The organism is Sphingomonas fuzhouensis (genome assembly GCF_034659795.1).
GTDB classification, from domain to species: domain Bacteria; phylum Pseudomonadota; class Alphaproteobacteria; order Sphingomonadales; family Sphingomonadaceae; genus Sphingomonas; species Sphingomonas fuzhouensis.
Genome location: NZ_JAXSQY010000005.1, coordinates 242,764 through 264,492 on the forward strand (window position 1 = coordinate 242,764; position 21,729 = coordinate 264,492).

A 21,729-nucleotide genomic window follows, 5' to 3' on the forward strand; every position below is an offset into this window, starting at 1 on the left:
CCGCCCTCCCGTCACGCTGAACGATTTCAAGGAACTTCAGGGTGGTAGCTTGCGGTCCGGGCCTGCCGCTGTCACGAAGGATCTAAACACGCCATGCCCGCCAGCTGAGCAGCACAAATAGCCTTCAGAGCGGCCGAGTGACTTTGACGGAATAGGGCCATATCACGATGAGTTTTCACGATAAGGACGCTCTTCTATTTCGCCTCAAGGAAGGCCTGGAGGAAACAACCAAGTCAGTCGTATTCGTTGTGGGATCTCCGGCTGCAGCTTCCTATGGCGGCGTTCCAGGTGTGGCCAATGTTGGCGAGATCGTGGAACTGATACGCGCGCGGTACGCAAAAAGAGGTAATCAGCTGGCGACCCTGGACCAACGGCTAGAGTCATCAGACAATCGCTATCAAACAGCCTTCGAGTTCGTGGCCGGGCGCGAAGGCCAGGATGCCGCTAACCTGATCGTGAAGCGAGCTGTCGCACAGGCGCTCACGAACCCGCCGAATGGCAGCTGGACCGATCGAATCGGAAGCTTGTCGGCTGAGGAGCTGAACACCCTCGATCATGATGGGAATGTATGGAATATCCCCCCCGCCATCGACGCAATCGGTGCATTGATCGCACGGTATCCGGCGCGCTTCGGAAAGCTGCTCATCACGTCCAACTTCGATCCGTTGATTGAGGTCAGCGTTAAAAAGAACGGCGGAAATGCGTGGCGTACTGATCTTGCAACCGACGGGTCTCTGTCGCAAAGTAAGGCAGGAGGCTGCCAAGTAGCCCATATCCACGGTTATTGGCATAGCACCGACACCTTGCATGACAAGAACCAGCTTCTGGTCGATCGCCCCAACCTGGCCAACAGTCTGCTCACGATCCTCAAAGACTCTATTGTCGTGGTTACCGCGTACGGGGGATGGCCCGACATCTTCACGGCGGCGATTCGAGGGGTTGTCGCGAACAGCAATCTGATGCCGGACATAATCTGGACCTTCTATGACCAAGAACCCAAGATCAGTGAGTATCTAGGTCAGACCCTCGAGCCAGGACTAGCTCGAAACCGCATCACTGCCTATGCCGGTATCGACTGCCAAACCTTTTTTCCGGAATTGCTGAGCGCCTGGGATGCCGATCATGATCAGGGCGAGAGACCACAGGACGGAAAAACACCGACCGGAGCGATCGCAACTACACCACTGCGCCCCAAGCTTTTCAAGCTGACCGACCTCGAATGTGATCGTCCGCCTAATGTAGAGGTGTGGGTCGGCCGCGATGCTGAGCTGCGGGCTCTCGAGACCTCTCGCGCTCGGGTCGCCATCATTTGTGGTCTCGGTGGGGAGGGGAAATCTGTCCTGGCATCCCAATACGTCCGGCGGCTAGACGACATCGAAGGCGGCTTTCGCCAGTGGGACTGGCGGGACTGCAAGGAGCAAAGCGACCGCATCCGCACACAGGTGGTCGAGGTCATCGTGCGTTTCTCGTCGGGTGGCATCACGTCCGATGACCTCGCATCAGCGAGCGACGCGGAGCTTGTCGAAGTATTCATCAGCCACGTAAGCGATGCGGGCGCCATTCTCGTGTTCGACAATGTCGACAGCTATGTCGATCTTGAGAACAGCGTTTTCACCGGGCTTCTCGACACCCTCGTGCAAGCGATGGCGGCGACCGCTTCGACCAGTCGGCTGCTGCTAACATGTCGCCCCGACGTGCAATATACCTCGACATCGATCATCACGCTTAATCTGCACGGGATTTACGAAGAAGAGGCAATTGAGCTGTTCGCCAACCGAAATCCCGGCCAGAATATTCCCGACGAGGACGTCCGCGAAGCATGGGTTAGCACAAAGGGTCACGCCTTCTGGCTCGACCTGCTCGCCGTCCAGGTCAACAAAGTTCCCGGCACAACCCTAAGGAAGCAGCTGAGCGAAATGGAGCGGGGGAATGACAACGTTCCCGACGTCCTATCCTCGATTTGGGGACGCCTGGCGGATAGGGAGCGGACCCTCCTCAGGCTGATGGCCGAGGCTCTGCGGCCTGAAACGGAAAAGACAATCGAGCGTTTTGCTACTTCGCAACTTGGATACAACAAATTCAATCGCGCCTTCAAATCACTCCGCGCGCTCAACCTGATCGTCGTCAAGCAGACCGAAAACGCACCGGATCTGTTTGACCTTCACCCGCTGGTCAGGCAATTTGTGCGCAAGCGCTTCTCGCCGACGCAGCGAGCCGGGTTCATCAAGGTAGTGCTGAACGGTTACCAAGCCATCATAGGCACCTTCAGCACGTTGCTGGGCGTGCATATGCCGTTTGCGATGCTGAATAGGTATTCGCAAAAGGTCGAGTTGGAGGTATCCGCGGGCCTGTTTGACAAGGCGTTTGATACGCTCTCGGACGCGGAAGACGCGTTGATCGGCGGCGGCCACACTCAGGAATACGTCCGTGTTGCGAAAGTTCTGTTTGAGGCAATAGACTGGGAAACAGCATCAGCAAAGTACAAGCAATTCGACAAGACGGTTGGGGTGATGGTTAGTACCTTAGACCAGTTAGGGGAGACCAGCTCCGCCGACGAGATGCTTCGCAACTACGAGGCTACGATTCCCCAAAAAACGGCGCGCTACATTCATTATTGTGATGTGAAGGCGTTTTCACATTGGCAGAGGGGTGAGTTCGACCAAGCAGTAGAATGGGCTGCGCGCGGGGTCCGCTTGAAGGAAGAGACGAACGTCGACACAAATTTTGACTGCGAGCACACGCTTGCCTTGTCGCAGCGCGACGTCGGCGAACCGGCGCTCGCTTTAGACCTTTTTCTCAAGGGTCGCCCCCTAGACGAGCTACTCGATGGCGGGGGGGATTACGGCTTTGAGGGCGTCGTCTATGGTAACGTCGGACGATGCCTCCAAAAGATGGGACGAGGGGAGGATGCACTTAAATGCTTTAAGATGTCGTTCCATGACTTAGAGAGGGATTCGTCACTACATAGTAAGTCAAACCGTGCTTATGCGAGAAAGTGGATTGCGGAAGCCTTAAGTGATCAAGGGGACAAGGCGAGGGCACAAGCCTTCTATTTAGACGCGATCAGAATTCTCGGCTCAGGAGCGCCGTTGAGGGTGAAGGAACTTGCCTCAGAGCTGACCGCGTTTAACGACCGAGATGCACAACTTATGAGTGATAGCGAGGCTGCGCGGGTCGTCACTCAGTGGGCACGGAGCTAAGCCACGCTCGACACCGCGGGATTTCGGCGCGACAGCTCTCGAGAGATCAAGCGCGAACAAGGCGGGGGGAGCGGCGACGGCCTTACCGATCACGTCACGGGACCGAGGACCGGACGCTCAGGCTGTCCTTCCCGATCGCGAACTCCGGACATCCGTTCAGGTGCCGATTAACGGCTGATATTGGGCCGTCAGCTGACTAGCAGCTTTCGGATCACGAGCGGGCGAAAGCCGCCGTTCGGTAGTGCGTTCACGGGGGCAGTGCGCCGTTAAGAACCTGTCAGCGTCGTGCCGTTCTGCCAAGGCTCGTCACGGCAGCGACGAAGGCGGCTTTAACATCCCTGGAACCCGGAACGTGACCAGATAACGTGGCAGCTCGGCATCCGCCGGAACGAAAACGTCAAGCCAAAAACATTCCTCGAGGCTGGGCGGCGGTCCGACTCGGTCGGCAAGTTCAAGGATACCAAGGAAGCCCAGCCTCACCCCCGTTGCCTGATACGTTGCGGCTTGGCCGCGGTAGTTCATCGCCACCGATGGATCGACCCGCCCGCTGTACTTCTTGAGCTCGATAATGAACCGAAACGCTCCAAAGCCGATATAGAGGTCAGTGCGGCCCGCTGCGACCCCGGGAACCTCGGACCTTACGTCCGCCGCAGACATATTGCCCGCGAGCCATTCACGTAGGTCGAATTGGAGGTCCGCCTCGCTGGCTGCCTTGGATCGAAGATACGCGATTCTGGTCCCTGCAGTGCGCTTGTCTGCGTCCTGGCGGTCAGAGCAGAAAGCAATGATCTGCAAAAGCAGATCATCGAAGCGTTGGCGCACGACGCCCTGATAATCCGGACATGCAGCGAGCGAGAACGCGATCTTTTCGAAAATGCGGTTGACCACCGGTTTTGCCGGCAACTCTCGCTGTGAGATATGAGCCGCCAATGCTGTTTCCAGCGCCTGCGCCAGATCAGCGGGGAGGTCTCGTCCTGCTTGCTCATCGGGGAGGACGCCGCTCAGCAGAGGGTAGCTGGGGTCCTCCAGCGCTATACGCGGGCGGTTCTCCGGTTGACGCGCGCGAATTGCGAGACGCAGGTTTTCCGCTGCTGGACGAAGCTGTGGATGCCAAGCCTTGTCCGCCAGCAGATCGTCTAAATGAGCGATCAGGCCCGCCTGCCGAACGAAGCTCGCCTCGATTCGTGGCGCGAACAATTGTTGCAGGTTCCTGCCAAGCAGGATCGTGCGGTCAGCCTCGTAGAGGACGAGGACCTGTTCAAGCAACTGCGCCGCATTGAGCCAGCTCGGACGGGTGAGGTTGACAGCGACTTGCTGGGCAATGTCCACGACCCTGAGCCACTCGACCTCGCGGTCGCAGCGTGGCTGCAGCCAGCTTGGCACCGGGCCTACGGCAAGGAGGCCTTGCCGTTCATTTACCGCACGTTCGAGACCAGCGAGTAGTCCTTTGAGTTTATTAGGGGCAGCGCGCTGACGAAGTGGACGTGCTCAAGGTCGATTTGTCGAGCTGGTATGGCGACGAGCCGGATGACGACAACGATGGGCCGACAGATCATGCGTCATCCAACGAGGACAGAGACCAGTTCTGACGCGGCGATGCGGGTAACCCCAATGGGTGGCTCCTGACGAGACCAGCCAAGCGGCATGTCACGACAAGGCGGCCGCTTAGTTCCAACGTCAGTCGTTTGCAGCCGCGACTTCAAGCGTGTGAATCGATGGCAGCTTTCAGGAGCGCGCCGACTTGATCTGACCGACCGAGATTGGGGCGCGTAGCCGTCGCTCTCGTTGCTAGCCTGCAGACGACCGCTGCGGGCGGGCGAGCGGCGGCAGCCGGAAAAAGGTTAACGCCGGTCTACGGGAGACCGAGCTAGCGCGAGCCGGAAGCCTTGGGGAGCCATACGCTATCCCAAACCGTCGAGAAGTTGACTAGGAGCCATTCGTACCAGCTGGCCGGATCCGGATCGACGCGACGCATCTCAGGCTCGATGGCGGCGGCGCGCCCAATCGCCCGTCGCACGGTCCGCGTCAGCGCCGGCACCAACTCTTCGGTGACCTCGCCCGAGTCCCACCAGCGCCAGCCGCCGGCATGCGCGCCGACCACATTGCGGACAAAGGAGCCTTCCATCGCCGCGCCGGCCGCCGACTGTTTGAGGCCGAGCGCCACGCACAGTTCGGCCCTCGTCGCCTTGTTCGTCAGCCTACCGCCGCGCATCAGCATCGTTGCGACAGCCTGCAAGGCACAGTCGAGCGCGACAACGGCCTCCAGCTCGAAGTCATGGGCGAGCAGCGACTGGGCGCGGATGAAGTGGAAGACGGCCTGATGAATCTCGGGGTCGAGCGTGTTCGCCGTTGACCAAACCGAACGGACCCGACGTTCCCTGGCCGACGCCCCCCAGTGAACCTTGGCCTCTCGCTCCGCCGCGTCGAGCATCCGTACGACCGAGGGCGCCGGCCTGAACCCCGGGCTGTAGAACTGGTTCGTCCCGCCCGATCCAAAGGGATGCAGCACCCTTCTGTCCCGATCCCACGCGGCCATCAAGATCCTCGCCACACGCGAGCGGTGAATGTACTGCCTTGCATAGTGCAGGAACCACGTTAGGTGGTCACGCGCCGTCTCGTCTGAAATCACCTCGCGCCAGCCCCGCGCCCAGCCCGGGACAACGGTCGTGACCGCTAGCATCGTCTCGCATGGATAGGCACGCCATGTTCTGGAGCGCAGCGCGATGTCGAGACCCGCGGTATCTCTGAGCACTACTGTCATGACCTCGAACCACGCGTCACGTTCGGCCAACTCTGCCAGCATCTCATCGACGGAACGCGACATCGCAGCCCGCGCGCCCGCGGGAGCCTCTGCGTCGTCGACCCACCGCATGATTGCGGTCTTCGCCCTCGCGCGCAGCGTGCGGAGTTCGGCGTCGCTTCGCAGCGCCACGTCCTCAGCTCGGAGATCAGAAGCAGGCATCTGGTACTTACCTCTAATAATCGAAGTCCTCTGAACAAAGGGCGGCTTTCGGGATAACGCTGCCGCTCGTCGAACGGCCGAAAGTCGGGCGCATAGCTCAAGCGCCTTCTCTGGGCGGTAATGGCCCGTTTTTCGACAGACTCCGCTGGTGGCCTACGGTGCAACAGTGACCTTGTTGGGCACGCCACAAATGACCCTAGCAAAATTGCGTAACCGGGACAGATGCTGCTGAAACGTCTCTCGGTCGAGAGCTAGTGCCGTTCCACTCACGAAAGCGAATTTACCCGGCGCAACTCCGTTAAGCCTATTAATCGCAATTTGGTTGTAGGCTTTCGCACCGTGCGAGATTATATTTCTAGCGACAAACGCATGAACAACATCTCCAGCGCCACCTGGTACTATCGTCCAGTCACGCCCAACCACATTAAGAATGGCGCCGCCCCAAGTTTCGACGTTGCAGCGCATTATATATTGCTCGGCGGCTTCATGTGTAGGGCTAGATGTATCTAACCCACCAAATGCCGATCTTGGGACCCCTCTGATAAGTAAATCAGCAACGATTGTGCGGCCAAACTCTTCGACTAATGAAGCATGAGCGGTCAGAAGTAACTGATAAAGATAAGTCTCGTCCGTAAGAGCATCAACGAAGTCATCGTAACCGCATTCAAACCGTGTAGGTCCGCGTTCATCAAAAATCTTCGTGTTCGCAACGTCTCTGATTGGCAATTCCAGAAAGCTCTTTCGGTAGCTAGAAAGAGCCATCTCGCAGGCAAGACGAAAGCGAGTGAGATCCCGCCAGCGACCCCAGACATCCTTGATCGACATTTTTCCCCCATCTCTTCTGGAAAGCGAGTAACAGCCGAACGCAGGGCACGGCTCTGACAACACCTCAGATCGATATTTCTGCGATCACGTAGCCCGAATTGCCCCAGATCGAATAGTGGATGAACGTCGGCTTCTAGGACGGCGGCCCTGCCGGTCGAGTGGCTGAAAATGGGGCGCATAGCTGCCGTCGCGAGCCTCATGAACGAACGGCCGCCTACTTCACCTCAGCGTCCGAAAGCGGACAGACGGCTCTCCACCAAATTGCAGCAGGCTGAGCTTTTCAGACGGCCGTCAGCTGGCGTTATACAGGGGCAGTGATGAGGGTCAGCCTTTGTCCTGAGGCAGCGTGAGCCGTTTCGCAACGAAGCCGTATGCCGCTAAGGTTTCGACCGAGAAAATGACGTTGCGCAGGCACCGACCATTGCTTCGGTTGAGATATGGGTTCGCCGCCTTGGTCCATTGGGACGTCAAGCCGCAAACGCCACCCTTTGGCCAGAGCGGCCGATCGCCTGAACCAGCGGCGCCCATCCGGCTCGTCGACGATGAGGGCGAACCGGCCAGTGTGGACGTCGGCCAATCGCAGCGCTGCCGCCAATCTGCTGACCTGAAATCGCAGAGCAACGCCATTCACCAACTCGAACGACATCGGCGCTTCCGCCACCCACGGCACGAGCATGAAGCACGGCATTAGTAGATTCGCGGCGTAATGATCGGCCTCGCGCTCGCAGGTGTCAGCTTGCGCATTCCATGACGCATCATGACAGATCAGCCGCTGCCCGCGATGATGGTGCCAATGGCCAAGCTCGTGCGCGACCGAGAAGCGTTGGCGCACGCGGCTTGCCCGATCATCGACCGTGATGATGGCCCGGTCGCCCATGCCGACGATCCGTGCATCACCCTGCGGCAGCGCGCGATAGCGAACCCGCGCGCCGACGGACCAGGCGATCACCTCGACGTCGATCTCATCCGCTTCGGTGATGCCGAGCTCCTGAAGCAGCTGCTCCGCCGGCGACAGGCTCGTCATTTCGACTGGTCGGCATCGATCCGTTCGAGTTCGGCCAGATCGTCAATCAGCGCGTCCCAGTCGTCGGGATGGGTGCCGCGTGCGGCCAGCGTCAACGGTGTGTCGACGTTGCTTGCCATCGCGCGTTGCAATTCGGCACGGAGGCGGGCGCGATCGATCGATACGACGGACGCGCCGCCGTCACGGTCGAGCAGCGTGCGAATGTCGCCAAGCCGCGCCTTCTTCACCGCCAGTTCGGCGGCATCGAGTTCGGCGTGCCAGTCGTCGAGGTCGGGTTCGCCGCCCTCGAGGAAATCATCGAGTCGGCGCAGCCGGGCGAGTTCGTCTTCGTCGTTCATGGCAGCCTCATTCCTTTGACGGCACGATTGCGCGCGCGGTTCAGTCGCCGACGGAGGGCCGCGAGCCCATGCTCATCGACACCGAATTGACGCTGCAGTTCCTCGCCGCGCTTCCCGTCGGCGATGGCATCCACGAGGGCGAGCAACTGCGGATCGAAGCGAAGCGCCTCCCGGATGCTCGCGATCGTGCGTCCATAATCGATGGCATCGTGCGTCATCTGATCGAGCGAGGGCAGGTCATCGTCCAGTCCGGCGGTGTCGAGGTCGTCGCGCAGCACCAGCGTCCGTCCTTCCGCTTCGTCGCGGTAAGTGTCGCGAATCATGCTGCGCATGACCCAGTTGAGGAACGCGACGATGTCCCAGCTCTGACGGCACTTGCGCCGACCATCGAGCGCTCGGCAGATCGCCTCCTGGCGAAGATCGGCGGCGAGCAGCCGCTGATCGCGGACAAGATATTGTGATCGCACGGCAAGACGCCGGTACTGATCCGTGGTCAACGCCCGCAGGCGTTCGCGCACCTCGTCGATCGATAGATAAGGATCGTCGTCGACATCATCTGTGATCGGCGTTGGATCTGTCAGCGAGATGGCGGCCTCCTCATACCCTATACGGACAGGGTGGCATATTCGGACACGAAGGTAACAATTTTATTGGCAGGTGTCCGAATTGCCCGGCTCGTCCGTATAGGGTGATAGACCCTCGTCCGATTGATCAGGCGGCTTGCGCCCACAGTGTGCACTGCGCGTCGTCATATTGGACGCCCGGCCGCATGACCTGCCGAGTGAGCCATGCGCTGGCGCGTTCCACGCCCTCGCTCAGATCGTCGGCGGGCTTGCCGTCGATGTGCACGATCTCACGCGGTGCGAGGCGGAAATGGCCGCGCACATGGGCCTGCGGCAGGATCAGCCCGCGGTTACCAGACTTCGACAGCCACGGGCGGCAACCGCTCTGGATGTGGCAGCGGCCATCGCGTGGCAGGAACAGCGCAATGCTGGTCAGCGCCGGGGTCGGATGGTTGCGATATTCGAGGTGCAACACATCGGCATCGATCTCGACCGCGTGGCGGCCCATCTTGATCTGGTCCTCGATCCCGAGCGGATCGCCACCGGTGATGACCACGCCGGGCTTGAGCTTGCGGCTACCGAGCAGCAGCTTGACGATGGCGCGGGTGACTGCGGCTTCGAAGGTCATGACGGTCATCATTCTATCTCCTTGTTTCATCCCCGCATCGGGGCCGTTCATCATGTCGTTCATCTCAACCCTGGTGCTCGCTGCGGCACGCGAGCACGATTTGGGCTGCGGCGTTTTCCAGTCCGGCGGCGCGGTCCCACATGCTGTCCCAAGGCAGCCGGGTGGCGACCTCGATTCCGTCGTGGCCGATCTTCACCGAAAGCCCCCCGCGCTCGGGCACCAGATGCAGGTCGCGGTCACGGTCGCGAAAGAAGGCGAGATCGGTGAGCAGCAGCGGGCCGGTGAGCGAGCGCAGCGCGACGTCGACGCGGACGGGGTCGATCGTTTCGGGGTGGAAACCATGTCGAATTAACAGCGTATCGCGACGGCGCGTCGCGGCACAGCGCAGCAGCGCTTGGTCGAACATCGGCTCGGTGATGGGGGTCATCGCGATGATGACGTCGTGATCGAGGCATTCGATCGCGCCGGGCAGGCCGGAGTTGCCGAAGATCGGCGTGGGTTCATCGCAGCCCAGGGCTGCGAGGACGAAGTTCATCAGCGCGACCGAGGCGGTCGACAGCGTGTCATGGATCATGGGGTGACGGAGCCTTTGCAGGACAAGCGTGATCCCCGGACCGGCTGGTCCGGATCAGGCCCCTTCGATTTTCATTTCTCTTCAGGGCTTCGCTCCGCCCCGGCCGCTTTTCCTTGCCTCACGCGGCAGCGATCGCGGCCATCGCGAACGATGGCGTCACCGATAACGGCATAGGCCCAGCCATCGAGGGTTCGGGCGCTGTCGGCGATGGTGCCGGAGCGATGGATCGCGGCGGCCGGGCAATACACCTCGGCCATGGCCGGCACCCAGCCGGTGATGCTGCCAGCTGGCTGGAGCTGCCAGCATCGCCCGGCGATTAGGGCGGTCAGCAGCAGTCCGGCGCTCACGCTGAACCACAGGGGCGTAAGGCGTCGCTTCATTTTCTTTCCTCCAGCAGATTGTTGCTGCCGCAGGAGGTAAGTATCTCGAACTACGTCATATTGTTCAAAAAGAAGCTGCCCAGCTTGCCGCATGTTGCAGCAACCCGAACGACGTTCCTGCACGGCAGGACTTGGTTCGTTAACGGGTTCCGCTTACACAAGGCCGGTTCGCCAGCAGGCGGACCGAGGCGTGGAAACCTCGTGATGGGTAGCCGCATGCCCGGTCGAAAGAGATTTCGGCCGGGGAGCGGGCGTGGATGTCCAAGGCTCTTCCAGGGCCCAAAGACGCTCGCGCCTGTCTCATCACAGGTTTCCAATCCCCGGCTTTCGGGCCGGCATCGCCTCGTTTCACGGGGCGGTGCCGCCGGCTGGGGAAGCCGATGCATCGCCCGACACGGGGGTGCGTATGGTTGCGGGACACAGCCGCCGGTGGCGGAAAGCATTTCAAATACCATCGGTGATTTCGGCCGCCATGCTACTTGCGGCCTGTGGCGGCGGAGGCGGTGGAGGCGTTAACTCGTCCGGATCGATCCCGACGCCTGCCCCCACGCCGACGCCCAGCCCGACACCGACGCCGTCTCCCACGCCAACCCCGCCGCCCAGTGCTGCGGATAGCCCCGAGTACAAGGCGTCCGGTGCGGTCGTCGGTGCGAAAACGGCCTATGCCTATGACAAGGGCATCACCGGCAAGGGCGTGACCATCGCGGTCATCGATACCGGCATCGCCACCAGCAGTGCCGAGTTCGCCGGCCGCATCTCGCCCGACAGCAAGGCGTTCGAGAACAAGATCGCACGTTGCGCGACCTGTGCACCGGAGACGGTGACCTTCCCGCTCGACGATGTGCAAGGCCATGGCACCGAAGTCGCCTCGGTTGCGCTGGCAGCCAGGAATGGGAACGGCATGCACGGCGTCGCCTATGACGCGACGCTGCTTGCGCTCAAGATCGCAGCGCCGAATCTCGAGAACGTCACCGCCACTTCCGTCATTAAGGAGGCCGATGGCGCCAACCCGATGGCTATCGCCCCGGCCATCACCTATGCGGTGGAGAAAGGCGCGTTTGTCATCTCGCTGAGCCTGAACGGCGAGGCAGCCGGTCAGGTGGCGATCGACCAACGCACCGCCATGGACGGCGTCGTCAAAGCCGACCGGCTGCTGGTCCAGTCCGTCTCCAACTTCGTCGACGACAAGAGCGCCGCACCCGGCACGATCACCCGCAATCTCCTCGGCAACAATCTGGAAAACAGGGATAATTTCCTGTTCGGCATCCGTGTCGACAGTACGCTGCGCCCGCCGAGCGGCAATGGCCTGCCCGGCGAGCTTGCCGACCGCACGCTTGCGGTGGTCGCGACGGACGTCAGCGTCGTTGGCAAGGACGGACAAATCACCACGGTCACGGGCAACAGCTTCGCCGCCCCCGCGATCGCCGGGGCCGCTGCGCTCCTCAAGCAAAACTGGCCGCAGCTCGGCGGCAAGGCGATCTCGCGCATCCTGCTCGATACCGCGACCGACCTCGGCGATAAGGGTGCAGACCAAATCTTCGGCGCTGGGTTGCTCAACATCGAGGCGGCGATGAAGGCGCAGGCCCCCGCCAGCGCCTTCGCCGCCGCCGACATGGTGCTGGCGCGCTATTCGTCGCTCAGCCTGTCGAGCCCGTTCGGCAGCGGCGGGCAGTTGTCCGCCGCCGTCACCCGAATGACGGTGTTCGACCGCTATGGCCGCGACTTCTCCATGACCGGCAGCGCCTCACCGCGCAGCCGGGGTTCGGGGTTGCTAGCGGGTGCGATGCTGGGGACGATCGATACGCCGTGGCTGGCCACCACGGCCAACGACGCAAAACTGGGGTTCGCCTCCGCTGCCACCGGTCCCTGGGCCGCGGCGCGTTCCGGCCGCCCGGCCACCTTCTCCTTCTCGCCTGCTGCGGGACAGACGATCAGCTTCAGCGCCAATGCCGCGATCGGGCAAGGCGCGGGCATCACCGGTTCTGCCCTGCGCAGTGTCGTCGCCGCGCCGGTCGGCACGTCCTCCTCGTGGAGCGGCGGCGGCTGGTCGGCGAGCTTTGCTTCCGGCGCATCGCGCGACAGCCGCTCTGCTTTGCGCAGTGTCACCTTTGCGACGCCGCTGGGACTTGGTGTCGAGCTGTCCGACCTGACTGAACGCGGTCAGGTGCTGGGACTGCGCGGCCCCGCTGGATTTGCCCTCTCCGGCAGCCGGACTACGCTGGCCACCCTGACTGCCAGCCGCAGCGTTGCAGGCGTCCTGCTGTCGGCTCGGGCCACAGCCGCCGCCACTCGGATCGCTGGCGGATCGGACCTGCTGCGCTTCACCGGCCCGATGACCGGGACGGCCTTCGCGCTCGACGCCGCGCATCGCCTCGGCGGCGGTACCGTCACGCTCGGTCTATCATCACCGCTCCGGCTCGAGCGCGCCCGCGCAGTAGTCGAGGCGCCCGTCGCCTATGACCTGATGACCGGCGTGCTCGCCACTCGCCTGACCAGCGTCGACCTGACACCGACCGCACGCGAGATGGACGTCGAGCTTGGCTGGTCGGCTGCGCTGTCGCCCACCTCCTCGCTGCGGCTCGGCGTCGCCCATGCCTTCGACGCCGGCCACGTCGCCGGAGCGCAGGACACCGCAGGCTTCGTCGCGCTGGTGCTGCGATGAGGCTCGCCGTACGGGCCCGCTCGCCACCGGCAAGCACAGCCCACCCCTAGAAACACACCCCCAACGGACCTGCCACGCCGGGACGCATCCCGGCGAACGAACCCGCGCGTCCAGAAGAAGGACATGACATGATGACGAAATTCACCGCCGCCGCCGCGCTGGCGCTGCTCACCGCCTGCGGATCGGCCTCGGTTGCCGAGCAGGAGGCCGCGGCGCAGACGAAGACCGCGGCCGCACCGCTGACGATCGCGGGCATCCGTATCGGCATGGCCGCGCCCGAGGTGCAGGCGACGCTTGCCCGTACCGGATGGAAGGTCGAGACGTCGGCGGGCGAGGATTGGGCCGCGACCGTCGACCACGAGGCCAAGCGGCAGCGCGACGTCTTCCCGATCGAGGAGCCGAAGAACGGCATTGCGGTGATGAACGCGACGAAAGGCGACGAGCGCCTGACCGTCGAGTTCCAGCCGATGCCGACCGGTGACGCCGTCAAGTTGGTAAAATACGTCGCCCCCGCCGCCGGACGGACGCCCGAGCAGATCGCCGCCGAGATGGTCAAGCGCTACGGCAAGCCCGAAACCTCGCAGGTTGCCGCCTCCATCTACGAGGCGAACTGGTGCACGGGCGGCGACCGGTGCCGCCAGATCTGGGGCAATCCGCATCAGGGTCTTGCGGCCGAGCTCGACGTCTATGGCAAGCTGAACATCTCCCTGTCGCAAGGCGTGGCGGCGGAGCGGGCGTGGCAGAATGCGGTCAGCCGTGCGGTCGGTGGAGGTACGGACCCGAAATCGTCGTTCTGACGCGGTTCGCCAATCCGGCTAAAGACGGGGCGGCATCGCCGCCCCGTCCACATGATCAGGCGGCGGCCAACTGCTCCCACCCGTTGCGGAACGCGCTCCATTCCTCCGCCCACATGCGGTGCGTCGTGTCAGCAAGATCGGGGTGCTCGGCGGCCCAGCCGCTCGGCGTGTGCTGGCGCGCCAGCATGCAGATATGAACGTGCGGCAGCGCGCGGCTGAGTTCATCGCCGGGGGCATGCGCCACGACTACGCTGGTTAGCGAGCGGCCGCAGGCGAGATGGATCGCGGCGTAACTGGTCGCCATGTCGAACAGGTCGTGGAGCGGCGCGCTGATATCGCCGCGCACCGTCAGCACGCCGGCGAGCAGGCGCTGGTGCGGGCGAACCGCCCGGTCGTATTCTTCGAGCAGCGGCGCCAGTGCCATGTCCCCGACACCCCGGGCGAGCACGAGCCGATGCTGACGGGCGGTCACCGGGATGCCGCAGGCGGTCGTGCGCGCGACGCTGGTCGGCTCGACCGGTGCCATCTTCGCGCGGATCAGCGCGGAGCTGCTGTTCGCCTTCTGCTTGGCGCGGGGGCGGAGCAGAGCATAGCCCAGTTCCTCGCACCCGGGCTCGCGCACGTCGAACAGCGTATCCATCACTTGCGCGGGACTCAGCCAGCCGGGCACCACGTTCGTCTTCGTCTTCATATCATTTCCAGTCCGGCGGCGCGGGGCTGCTCGCGTCGCCTTCAGGTCCATTTTCACCATTATGGTGCAGCCGACAGGCTCCTTTCCCGTTTCATCCTCAGGCCATGGTTCGCCTGATATCTTCGCTTTTCGCCATCAGCGTTCGGGGCCACGTGGCCGGGACGGCGAGCCGGGTCCGACATCGCTCGGCCCTTTGCTCAGTATCGGGGGCTGCCGCCGTACCGTTGGTGCAGCGGGATCGACTGTGATGGCGGGCGCACGATCCGCAGGTTGCGGTGGCACAACCACTTCCGGCGTAATCGGTGCCGGAGGGTCAGCAGCCATGATTGCGAGACGCCGCTGGGTTTCCGCGGCCAATGCGGGATGCTCGACTGCTCGGCGCTCTGCAACGGACAGGCCGACGGTATCGATCGTCCAACGGCCGCTGGCGCCGCGGATCGGCCTGGCGCCCAGCCCAGCAAGTTTGACGAATGTCTGCGCATGGATGTTGGTGAGTGCCTGCACCTCCCGCTCGCGCAGTGCTTCGGCGAGGCCGATCGTGGGTTCGGGCGAGATGTTCGGAGGAACGTCGACCCGATCGTCTGCGACGCGGACTGACGGTGACAATGCCGGTACGCGTGTGTGATGCGCGCGCAGAACCGCTCGGCAGCGTTCGAGACGATCCCTCGCGTCGCCACGGAGCTGTTCCAGCCGCATGGCAGTGATTTCGACTATGCCGACACGCTGGCGAACGGCCCGAAGACGGTCCGCCGCGGTCTTCCGGATCGCCGTATCGACATTACGGGCGCGCTGATCCGTCGCATCGATCAGGGCACTCGCCGCGGCAAGATCGGCCTCGATCGCCGCCTTCGCCTTGGCCAAGGCGTCCTCGTGACGGCGCAGGCGCTGACGGAGACGGCGATCATTCAGCCAGTTCGTCAGGTGGGCGCGGCAGAATGCCAGCCGCCTGTTCTGTTCGCCCAGCGCCTTCCCAATGGTATCGGCTTTGTCGGTCAGGCGATCTTTGGCGACATCCTGCGCCACATGAGCCCTGGCGATAGTCTGAATACCGTCGCCGAACCGGTCAATCATCGTCTTCAACCGGACCAATCGGGCATACCCCGCTTCTGCATCGGCGAGCCGCCGGATGACCCAATTCCGCTTCTGGCCGATCTTCCGCGCAGGCGGTGCCATGCCCCGCGCACGATTGGACAAATGGGTGTAGCGTTGCCCGCTACCGTTAGCCCGCAGCGTCGCGTTGATCGCGTCGACCACCAGCTTGCGCCGCGTCGCGATGCCCTCGGGCGTGTTGACATCGCTCACCTTCGATACGGCGAAGCGCCAGTCGTATGGACCGAGGCGCGTGGCGGGCCGCAGCGAATAAACGATGTGGACATGGTAGTTGCGCACGTCACCTTGCGGATCAGGTTTGTGCATCGCGACCGTGTACGGCAGGCCACGCTCGTCGAAATACCGGCAATAGCGACGGATCATATGACGACGCTGGCGTGCGTTGGCCGAGGCAGGTAGCGCGACGATCTCGGTCACATAGACGTTGGCATTGCCGCGGTCGTGCCTCTCGAGCGCCTCGCTGGCCCGGTGGAACGCGACGAGCTCGTTGCGGTCCTGCGCGATCGTCGACCACCAGCCGGCCTCGCCGCCCTCGAGCGCCTCTTCGCGGGTGATGTACTGGGCGGCGCGCTCGCCTTCGCCGGTCCGCCAGCGACGCCCGGTCTTCGACGCAAAGCCGCGCGCGGTCATTGCGAAATGCACCGACCGGGTGCCCGATGCCGCGCCTCCCGTCAGCAGCCGCCCACGGATCGCCTTGCCGCCAAGCCGATAGAATAGCTTGTGCGGCGCGCGCCCTTTGGTGCGCGGTCGTTCATGCTCGGCGACCGTGACCCGGACGCCCTTGGTCATCGCCCGCTCGCGATCCTCGCGGGCACGGGCGCGCTTGTAGCGCCGGGCCGAGGCACGCTCTTCCGCCGCCTCGATATGGGCCGCCCGCGTCGCACGGTTGCGCGCGCTACGCGCCGCCGCCAGTTGTGCGGCGACGGCGGGTGCGCCTTTCCGGAGCGTTGCAAGCTTCACCACGTCGACCCTTCTTCCCGTCATGGTGGGGGGGTGGCGCAGAGCAGTTTTCGGGGGCGTTTAGCCCCGAAATACACTTTATCGCGCACCACCCCCCACTCCTTCACCCCTTCGCTCTATCCTGGGCCCATGGGTGGTGCCGTCTACCTACCCGTAAGGGCCGGCGCCGCCGTTCGACTTCGTCGGGGTAGGTCGACGGTAAGCTGCTCGTCGTCGTGACACGCCGTTCGGCATGACCCATGACGACGAACGCAAGCGAGACTTCGCCCGGCTCCGGGCGGCCATCGATGGCACCAGCCAGCAACTCGAGGCGAAGATCGCCGCCGAGGACGCGCAGCTTCGCGAGCTCCAGCGTCAGGCACACGCCATGGACAAGCGCCGCGGCGGGCCGGGGTCTGCAGACGCGCGCAAATACGCCTTGGGGTCGGTGCTCGTGATGCTCGGGCTAGGCGAGGTCGACGACACCGCGCTTCTCGGGCTGCTCAGCCACTCGGACCGGATCCCGCGGCTCATCGATCGCCTGCCGCGCCATGATGGCGACACCAGCTTTGCCGGGCAGGTGAGGGCGCTGCTGGCCGATCCGGCCATCGGGCCGTGGTGCCGCCAATGGGGCCGCGTGCTGCAGTGGCGGCAACGTGCGCCGCTTTACCGCGCCGAGGTCGAGCGGTTCATCACCTCGGGGCGGACCGGCCCCGGTGAGCGCTGGCGCAAGCGCGACATCACCACTGCCCAGCTTTTCCTCATCCGCACGCTCGAAGAGCTGCTGGGCATCACTTTTCCCGATTCCACCGAGACCCCCGCGACCCGCGGCGACGCCTTCGACTGGATCCACGTCCACGGCGGCAACCCAACCTACTGGCAGGAGCCGCCCCTGCCGACCGACCTCTGAAAGGAACCAAGATGATCGACATGCCCGACGACATCGACGATGCATTTGCGCTGTTCGACGATAAATCCGCTGCGCTCGCCGCCGCCGTGACGGCCGTCGAAGACGATCAGAAGCGCGGCCGCAGCGGCATCACCGCCTATGCCAAGGCCGCGATGTTGCAGCGTGAGCTGCAGGATTTCGCCTCTCGTCTGCAGGCGCGCATCGATCAGGAACTGGAGAAGCTGTGATGGAACTGCTGCTACCCAGTCGAGATGAGCGGCGACGCGTCCGCACCGCCCGCGAGGAGGAAACCCGTCGCCGCCAGAAGATCGCCGCCGCGAGCAAGACGCTGACCATCCGCGATCTGCCCTCGCTCGTGCGACTCGTCGTCACCAGCCGTGAGATCGACCCGGACGCGGCAATGGCGTGCCTGTACCAGGAATATTACTATGGCGGGGTCGCAAGTGACGATTTCGCCAGCCGCATCTTCGATCCGGCGCTGACCGATCTATCGCGGCTCCCAATGGGGGTGCTCGACCAGAAGGAAGAGCTGTTGCCCGGCAAATACGTGCCCGACAGCAAAGAGGAACTGTCCGACCTCGCGCTGCGCATGATCACCAGCAAGCGGGATCGAAATCTCGTCGATACCATCGCTGAAGGCTGGCCGGGGGGAGGCGGCGGCATGAGCCGATTCACCGCCCATATCCACAACCTCTGGCAGATCCGGGGCGATTGTCGGCCGCTGTATCGCTGGCTGGTGACGGGGCACCACCGTCGCGTCATCCAGGCTCTTCGTGCTGACCTCATCGCGTCCGGCGACAATACGATGACGGTGGAAACCCGTGCCAGGGTCAAGGCGGCGCTAGAATGCCAGGCACTGCTCTGGTGCGCGCATGACGTGCAGATGATCCTCGCCCGTAATGCAAAGATCACCTCGGCCCCGCTCGGTGATCTTCTCTCTTCCGACAAAACGGTCGTCGAACCCGCCGCTGTGCTGCGGGGCGCGCGCGAGATGCGCGAGGCGTTGGTCCACCTGCTCGATCTCTATCGCGCCCATCGGGATGCCGGAACCGACGAAGGTGCTGACAACCCGCTCGTCAAGGAACGCGCATTGATCCGCCGCCTTCGGGTGCAGGTGGAACGGGAAGCCGACGAACGAGGAATCGATCCGCGCCGCGCTGCCAGAAAAGTCGCCGTCCTGATGGAGAGCATCGCGAAGCGGCTGGAGGGCGCCAATGAAGCCTTCCTCCAGCAGTTGGTCGCAGCCCGCAATTCGCATTCCGGTTCGAAGAGTTTTCACCCGATGTGGTTTTCCGGCCTGTCGCCCCTGGCGGCATCGAGCGTGGCGATCCTGCGCTATCAACAGGCGGAAGCGCAGGTAGAAGCGTTCGTTCAGGAACTTCTGCCCGTTCGGGGCACCCGGCCGCTTCCCCGTCAGGCCATGGCGCTACCGGCCTTCAATCGTCGCGACATGCCGAAAGGCTGGCAAAGGCGTTCCAGGGATTTGCTGCTAGCGTGGCGCATCACGGTGCTGAACGACAAGGATCTGCATTCGCGGACATGTGACGGCGACGCCCGCGAGGAGCTGACGGGCAAGCAGCCGATCAATGCCGCTCTGGCATTCCTTGATCGCGCTGGCGACCGGCAGATCGGCGATGATCATGGCGATCAACATGACGTACGCCGGACCTTCTACCTGCTCGACGTCCTGCCGGAGCATCGCCTGACATGTGGGTAAGGCGCCGATCAAATCCATTCCCGCTTTTCCATCTCCGACCAGGCGTTTTGGGAATGGGCAATCGGGAACAGGTTTAGAGAATGGGCCTGCCACCGGACAGTGAATCGTACCGTTCTAAGGTCCAATTCTCGCAACATGTTCGTTTTTGGGAAGATAGCTTAGGCTAAGGCGTGACGGGGCTTTGCTCGATCTGACGCATGACCCGGTGCAGGTCGAAAGGTTTAGGGAGGAAAGTCGCCTTCTGCGGCAAAGCATCCTGCGGGATCGGGACGTTACCTGATACAACGAACAACAATGTCGGGGGAAATCGCTCGCGAACATAATGAGCGAGCTTTAGCCCATCCATCCGCCCGCTCGCCATTGCGTCGATCAGTACAACCCGGATGTCTTTGCGCTGGTCAAGTATGTCCATCGCCTGGTCGGCATCCTCGGCCTCGTACACGCGCCATTCACGCTCTTCAAAGAAGGCGATCATGTCAAAGCGCACCAGCGCCTCAGGCTCGACGATGAGGACCGTGTTGCTGCCGATCGGATTGCTCTGACCCATACTCTCTACTCGCCCGTGGTCGCGGCATCACTCAGCCGCGCCTCCAGTTCAAACGACAAACCTTCCGGTTTGTAATGAGTTGCCGCCCGCCCCCTGAAATATGATTTGAGTGAGCGTTCGATCAGGGTCGATCCGAAACCTCTGCGTTGCGGTGGTGAAACCAACGGGCCACCCTGCTCTTGCCAGCAGATCGACAGGGTGGCGTCGGCACCTTTGCCAGCGATGTCCCATCCAAACGTCACCGTACCGCTATCGTTCGACAGCGCGCCGTATTTGGCCGCGTTCGTTGCCAGTTCATGCAGCGCCAGCGCGAAAGCGACCGTCACCTCGGCTTTCAGGTTTACCCTTGGGCCGTCGAGCAGGATGCGTTCGCCAATTGCGCCGTGCGGTGCTAGCGCGCGCGTTGCAACCTCACACAGGTCGGCCGAGCGCCAGGAGGTGCCAGTCAGCACGTCCGTGGCCGCGCCCAGAGCGACGAGACGTGCGCCAAGATCGTGGCTGGCAGAGGCCATGTCAGGGGCGGTTCTCAATGTCTGTTGGGAGATCGACTGGACGACCGCCAGCACGTTCTTGAGGCGATGTGCCAGTTCGCCGTTCATCAGGCGCATATCGTCTTCGGCATGGCGCCGTTCGCGAAAGTCGCGGGTCACGGTGCCGTAGCCGATCAGCGTTCCCATCGCGTCGGTGACCGGAAATACGGAATAGAGGACCGGGATCAGCTCGCCGGTGCGGAAATGCTGGAAATCCAGCTCGCCGGCCCAGTGGCCGTCGCGGTCCACCGCCGGCAGCACCTCGCGCATGACCGTCTCGATCCGATCGTGTGGGAAGAAGTCGGCGATGGTCAGTTGCGTGATGTCGGCATCCTCCAGACCGACGAGGCGCCTCGCCGCATCGTTCACGTAGAAGACGCTGCCGTTGGTACGGGCCATGCCGATGAAGTCGGTGCTGTTCTCCGCCAGTCGCACGAAGCGGTCGCGCTCTTCCTCGCTCGCGCGCAGGTTCGTGATATCGCGGGACACCGACAGGATGCGGTTGGGGCGCCCATCCAGCCCGGCGATCGGGCTGACCGCGACGTGCCACCATTTCGGCGTTCCGCGATAGGTGTCGGCCTTGCCGATGAAGCTGCGCGCCTCACCGCGCCTGGCTGCCTCGATCGCGGCCTTGGCTTCGGCGTTGCCGGCATCCTGCCAGAAGTCCGGCCACGGACAGCCGACGACCTCATTGAAGTCGCTAATCTCCATGACATGCTGTCCGCCTTCGCTCATGAAGGTCAGCTTGCCGTCGAGGTCGAGGACCTTGATGCAATCCGTTGAGCTGGCCAGCACGCCGGACAGGAAGGCCTGCCGCTCGACCGCCTGCCGCTCGCTTTCGACAAGCTCCTCGTTGAGCCGCCGTGCCCGTCGCAGGGATTCGCGCAACTCGGCGCTCAGCATGACAATGCCAAGCATGACGATGAGGAACAGGGATGCCGCCACCCATTGCTGCCGCGGCACCCAGGTGGGATGCTCGATGGTGCCGAGGGATGCGATGCCGGTGGCTGCCGACAGAAAGGCTGCAAAAATCCCCGGCCCTTTGCCCGCCACCAACGCGATGGCGATCGTCGCAGGAATGAACAGCAGCCACGGCAACGTGTCCGGTACGAACAGGACACGTCCCCAGCCCACGGCAAGGATCGTGATCGCCGCGAGCAGATACCGGACCACGATCGGGAGCTGAAGGTGGAGTGACCAGGCTACGATCCGGTCGAAGAAACTGACAGGCTGGGCGCGGATCATTAGGGCGTCTAAGGGCGGACAAGCCCCCTGGCACATCCTCATCCGCCATTTAGCAAAGCCGCACGCGGACGGGAATATAGCTGCTTG

The 21,729-nt window shown here is 63.1% G+C and carries 19 protein-coding genes; 6 read left to right on the forward strand and 13 right to left on the reverse strand.

All coding sequences use genetic code 11. The features are described 5' to 3' along the window. The first annotated feature begins 167 nt into the window (after positions 1 to 167). Positions 168 to 3,200: an NB-ARC domain-containing protein gene (locus U1H82_RS12715; protein ID WP_322965321.1), complete on the forward strand. Its 3,033-nt coding sequence runs from the start codon at positions 168 to 170 to the stop codon at positions 3,198 to 3,200. Between the two features lie 306 nt (positions 3,201 to 3,506). On the opposite strand, the gene U1H82_RS12720 is transcribed toward U1H82_RS12715, so the two are convergent. The 9 genes from U1H82_RS12720 to U1H82_RS12760 form a co-directional block, all read right to left on the reverse strand. After that, the gene (locus tag U1H82_RS12720; RefSeq protein WP_322965322.1) at positions 3,507 to 4,529 is read right to left on the reverse strand and encodes a hypothetical protein; all 1,023 of its coding nucleotides are present in this window, start codon (positions 4,527 to 4,529) and stop codon (positions 3,507 to 3,509) included. Between the two features lie 538 nt (positions 4,530 to 5,067). Continuing rightward, complete coding sequence (locus tag U1H82_RS12725; RefSeq protein ID WP_322965323.1) at positions 5,068 to 6,162, reverse strand: hypothetical protein; 1,095 nt, start codon at positions 6,160 to 6,162, stop codon at positions 5,068 to 5,070. A gap of 153 nt (positions 6,163 to 6,315) precedes the next feature. Further along, complete coding sequence (locus U1H82_RS12730) at positions 6,316 to 6,987, reverse strand: hypothetical protein (RefSeq protein ID WP_322965324.1); 672 nt, start codon at positions 6,985 to 6,987, stop codon at positions 6,316 to 6,318. A gap of 301 nt (positions 6,988 to 7,288) precedes the next feature. Further along, a complete protein-coding gene (locus U1H82_RS12735; protein WP_322965326.1) occupies positions 7,289 to 8,011 on the reverse strand; it encodes an ImmA/IrrE family metallo-endopeptidase in 723 nt (240 codons plus the stop codon). Further along, entirely contained in the window at positions 8,008 to 8,349 is a 342-nt protein-coding gene (locus tag U1H82_RS12740) for a hypothetical protein (protein ID WP_058717449.1), read from the reverse strand. The genes U1H82_RS12735 and U1H82_RS12740 overlap by 4 nt, the downstream gene beginning before the upstream one ends. After that, entirely contained in the window at positions 8,346 to 8,867 is a 522-nt protein-coding gene (locus U1H82_RS12745) for a hypothetical protein (RefSeq protein ID WP_322965327.1), read from the reverse strand. Before U1H82_RS12745 ends, U1H82_RS12740 begins: the two co-directional genes overlap by 4 nt. Positions 8,868 to 9,060: 193 nt before the next feature. Further along, positions 9,061 to 9,549 (reverse strand): hypothetical protein, encoded by a 489-nt coding sequence (locus tag U1H82_RS12750; RefSeq protein ID WP_294192031.1) that lies wholly within the window; start codon positions 9,547 to 9,549, stop codon positions 9,061 to 9,063. 55 nt (positions 9,550 to 9,604) lie between these two features. Beyond that, positions 9,605 to 10,114, reverse strand: coding sequence for a hypothetical protein (locus U1H82_RS12755; protein WP_322965329.1), 510 nt, complete (start codon positions 10,112 to 10,114; stop codon positions 9,605 to 9,607). A 71-nt stretch (positions 10,115 to 10,185) separates the two neighbouring features. After that, complete coding sequence (locus tag U1H82_RS12760; RefSeq protein WP_322965330.1) at positions 10,186 to 10,494, reverse strand: hypothetical protein; 309 nt, start codon at positions 10,492 to 10,494, stop codon at positions 10,186 to 10,188. Between the two features lie 457 nt (positions 10,495 to 10,951). Between U1H82_RS12760 and U1H82_RS12765 the strand changes: the two genes are divergently transcribed. Further along, positions 10,952 to 13,156 (forward strand): S8 family serine peptidase, encoded by a 2,205-nt coding sequence (locus U1H82_RS12765; protein WP_322965331.1) that lies wholly within the window; start codon positions 10,952 to 10,954, stop codon positions 13,154 to 13,156. Between the two features lie 128 nt (positions 13,157 to 13,284). Next, positions 13,285 to 13,953, forward strand: coding sequence for a hypothetical protein (locus U1H82_RS12770; protein WP_322965332.1), 669 nt, complete (start codon positions 13,285 to 13,287; stop codon positions 13,951 to 13,953). 55 nt (positions 13,954 to 14,008) lie between these two features. On the opposite strand, the gene U1H82_RS12775 is transcribed toward U1H82_RS12770, so the two are convergent. Further along, the gene (locus U1H82_RS12775; protein ID WP_322965333.1) at positions 14,009 to 14,575 is read right to left on the reverse strand and encodes a hypothetical protein; all 567 of its coding nucleotides are present in this window, start codon (positions 14,573 to 14,575) and stop codon (positions 14,009 to 14,011) included. 204 nt (positions 14,576 to 14,779) lie between these two features. Continuing rightward, the gene (locus U1H82_RS12780; RefSeq protein ID WP_322965334.1) at positions 14,780 to 16,714 is read right to left on the reverse strand and encodes a MobA/MobL family protein; all 1,935 of its coding nucleotides are present in this window, start codon (positions 16,712 to 16,714) and stop codon (positions 14,780 to 14,782) included. Between the two features lie 232 nt (positions 16,715 to 16,946). Between U1H82_RS12780 and U1H82_RS12785 the strand changes: the two genes are divergently transcribed. The 3 genes from U1H82_RS12785 to U1H82_RS12795 are packed head-to-tail and all read left to right on the forward strand — an operon-like array spanning position 16,947 to position 19,320. Continuing rightward, on the forward strand, positions 16,947 to 17,603 hold the full coding sequence (locus U1H82_RS12785; RefSeq protein ID WP_322965335.1) for a hypothetical protein: 657 nt from the start codon (positions 16,947 to 16,949) through the stop codon (positions 17,601 to 17,603). 11 nt (positions 17,604 to 17,614) lie between these two features. Continuing rightward, positions 17,615 to 17,830: a hypothetical protein gene (locus U1H82_RS12790; RefSeq protein WP_322965337.1), complete on the forward strand. Its 216-nt coding sequence runs from the start codon at positions 17,615 to 17,617 to the stop codon at positions 17,828 to 17,830. After that, positions 17,830 to 19,320, forward strand: coding sequence for a hypothetical protein (locus U1H82_RS12795; protein ID WP_322965338.1), 1,491 nt, complete (start codon positions 17,830 to 17,832; stop codon positions 19,318 to 19,320). Before U1H82_RS12790 ends, U1H82_RS12795 begins: the two co-directional genes overlap by 1 nt. Positions 19,321 to 19,483: 163 nt before the next feature. Here the strand turns inward: U1H82_RS12795 and U1H82_RS12800 are convergent, their stop codons facing one another. Both U1H82_RS12800 and U1H82_RS12805 read right to left on the reverse strand, forming a co-directional pair. Beyond that, positions 19,484 to 19,867 carry a response regulator gene (locus U1H82_RS12800; protein WP_058744373.1) on the reverse strand — a complete coding sequence of 128 codons (384 nt, stop codon included), beginning with the start codon at positions 19,865 to 19,867 and terminating at the stop codon, positions 19,484 to 19,486. 5 nt (positions 19,868 to 19,872) lie between these two features. Then, positions 19,873 to 21,642: a PAS domain-containing protein gene (locus U1H82_RS12805; RefSeq protein ID WP_322965340.1), complete on the reverse strand. Its 1,770-nt coding sequence runs from the start codon at positions 21,640 to 21,642 to the stop codon at positions 19,873 to 19,875. Positions 21,643 to 21,729: the final 87 nt, after the last annotated feature.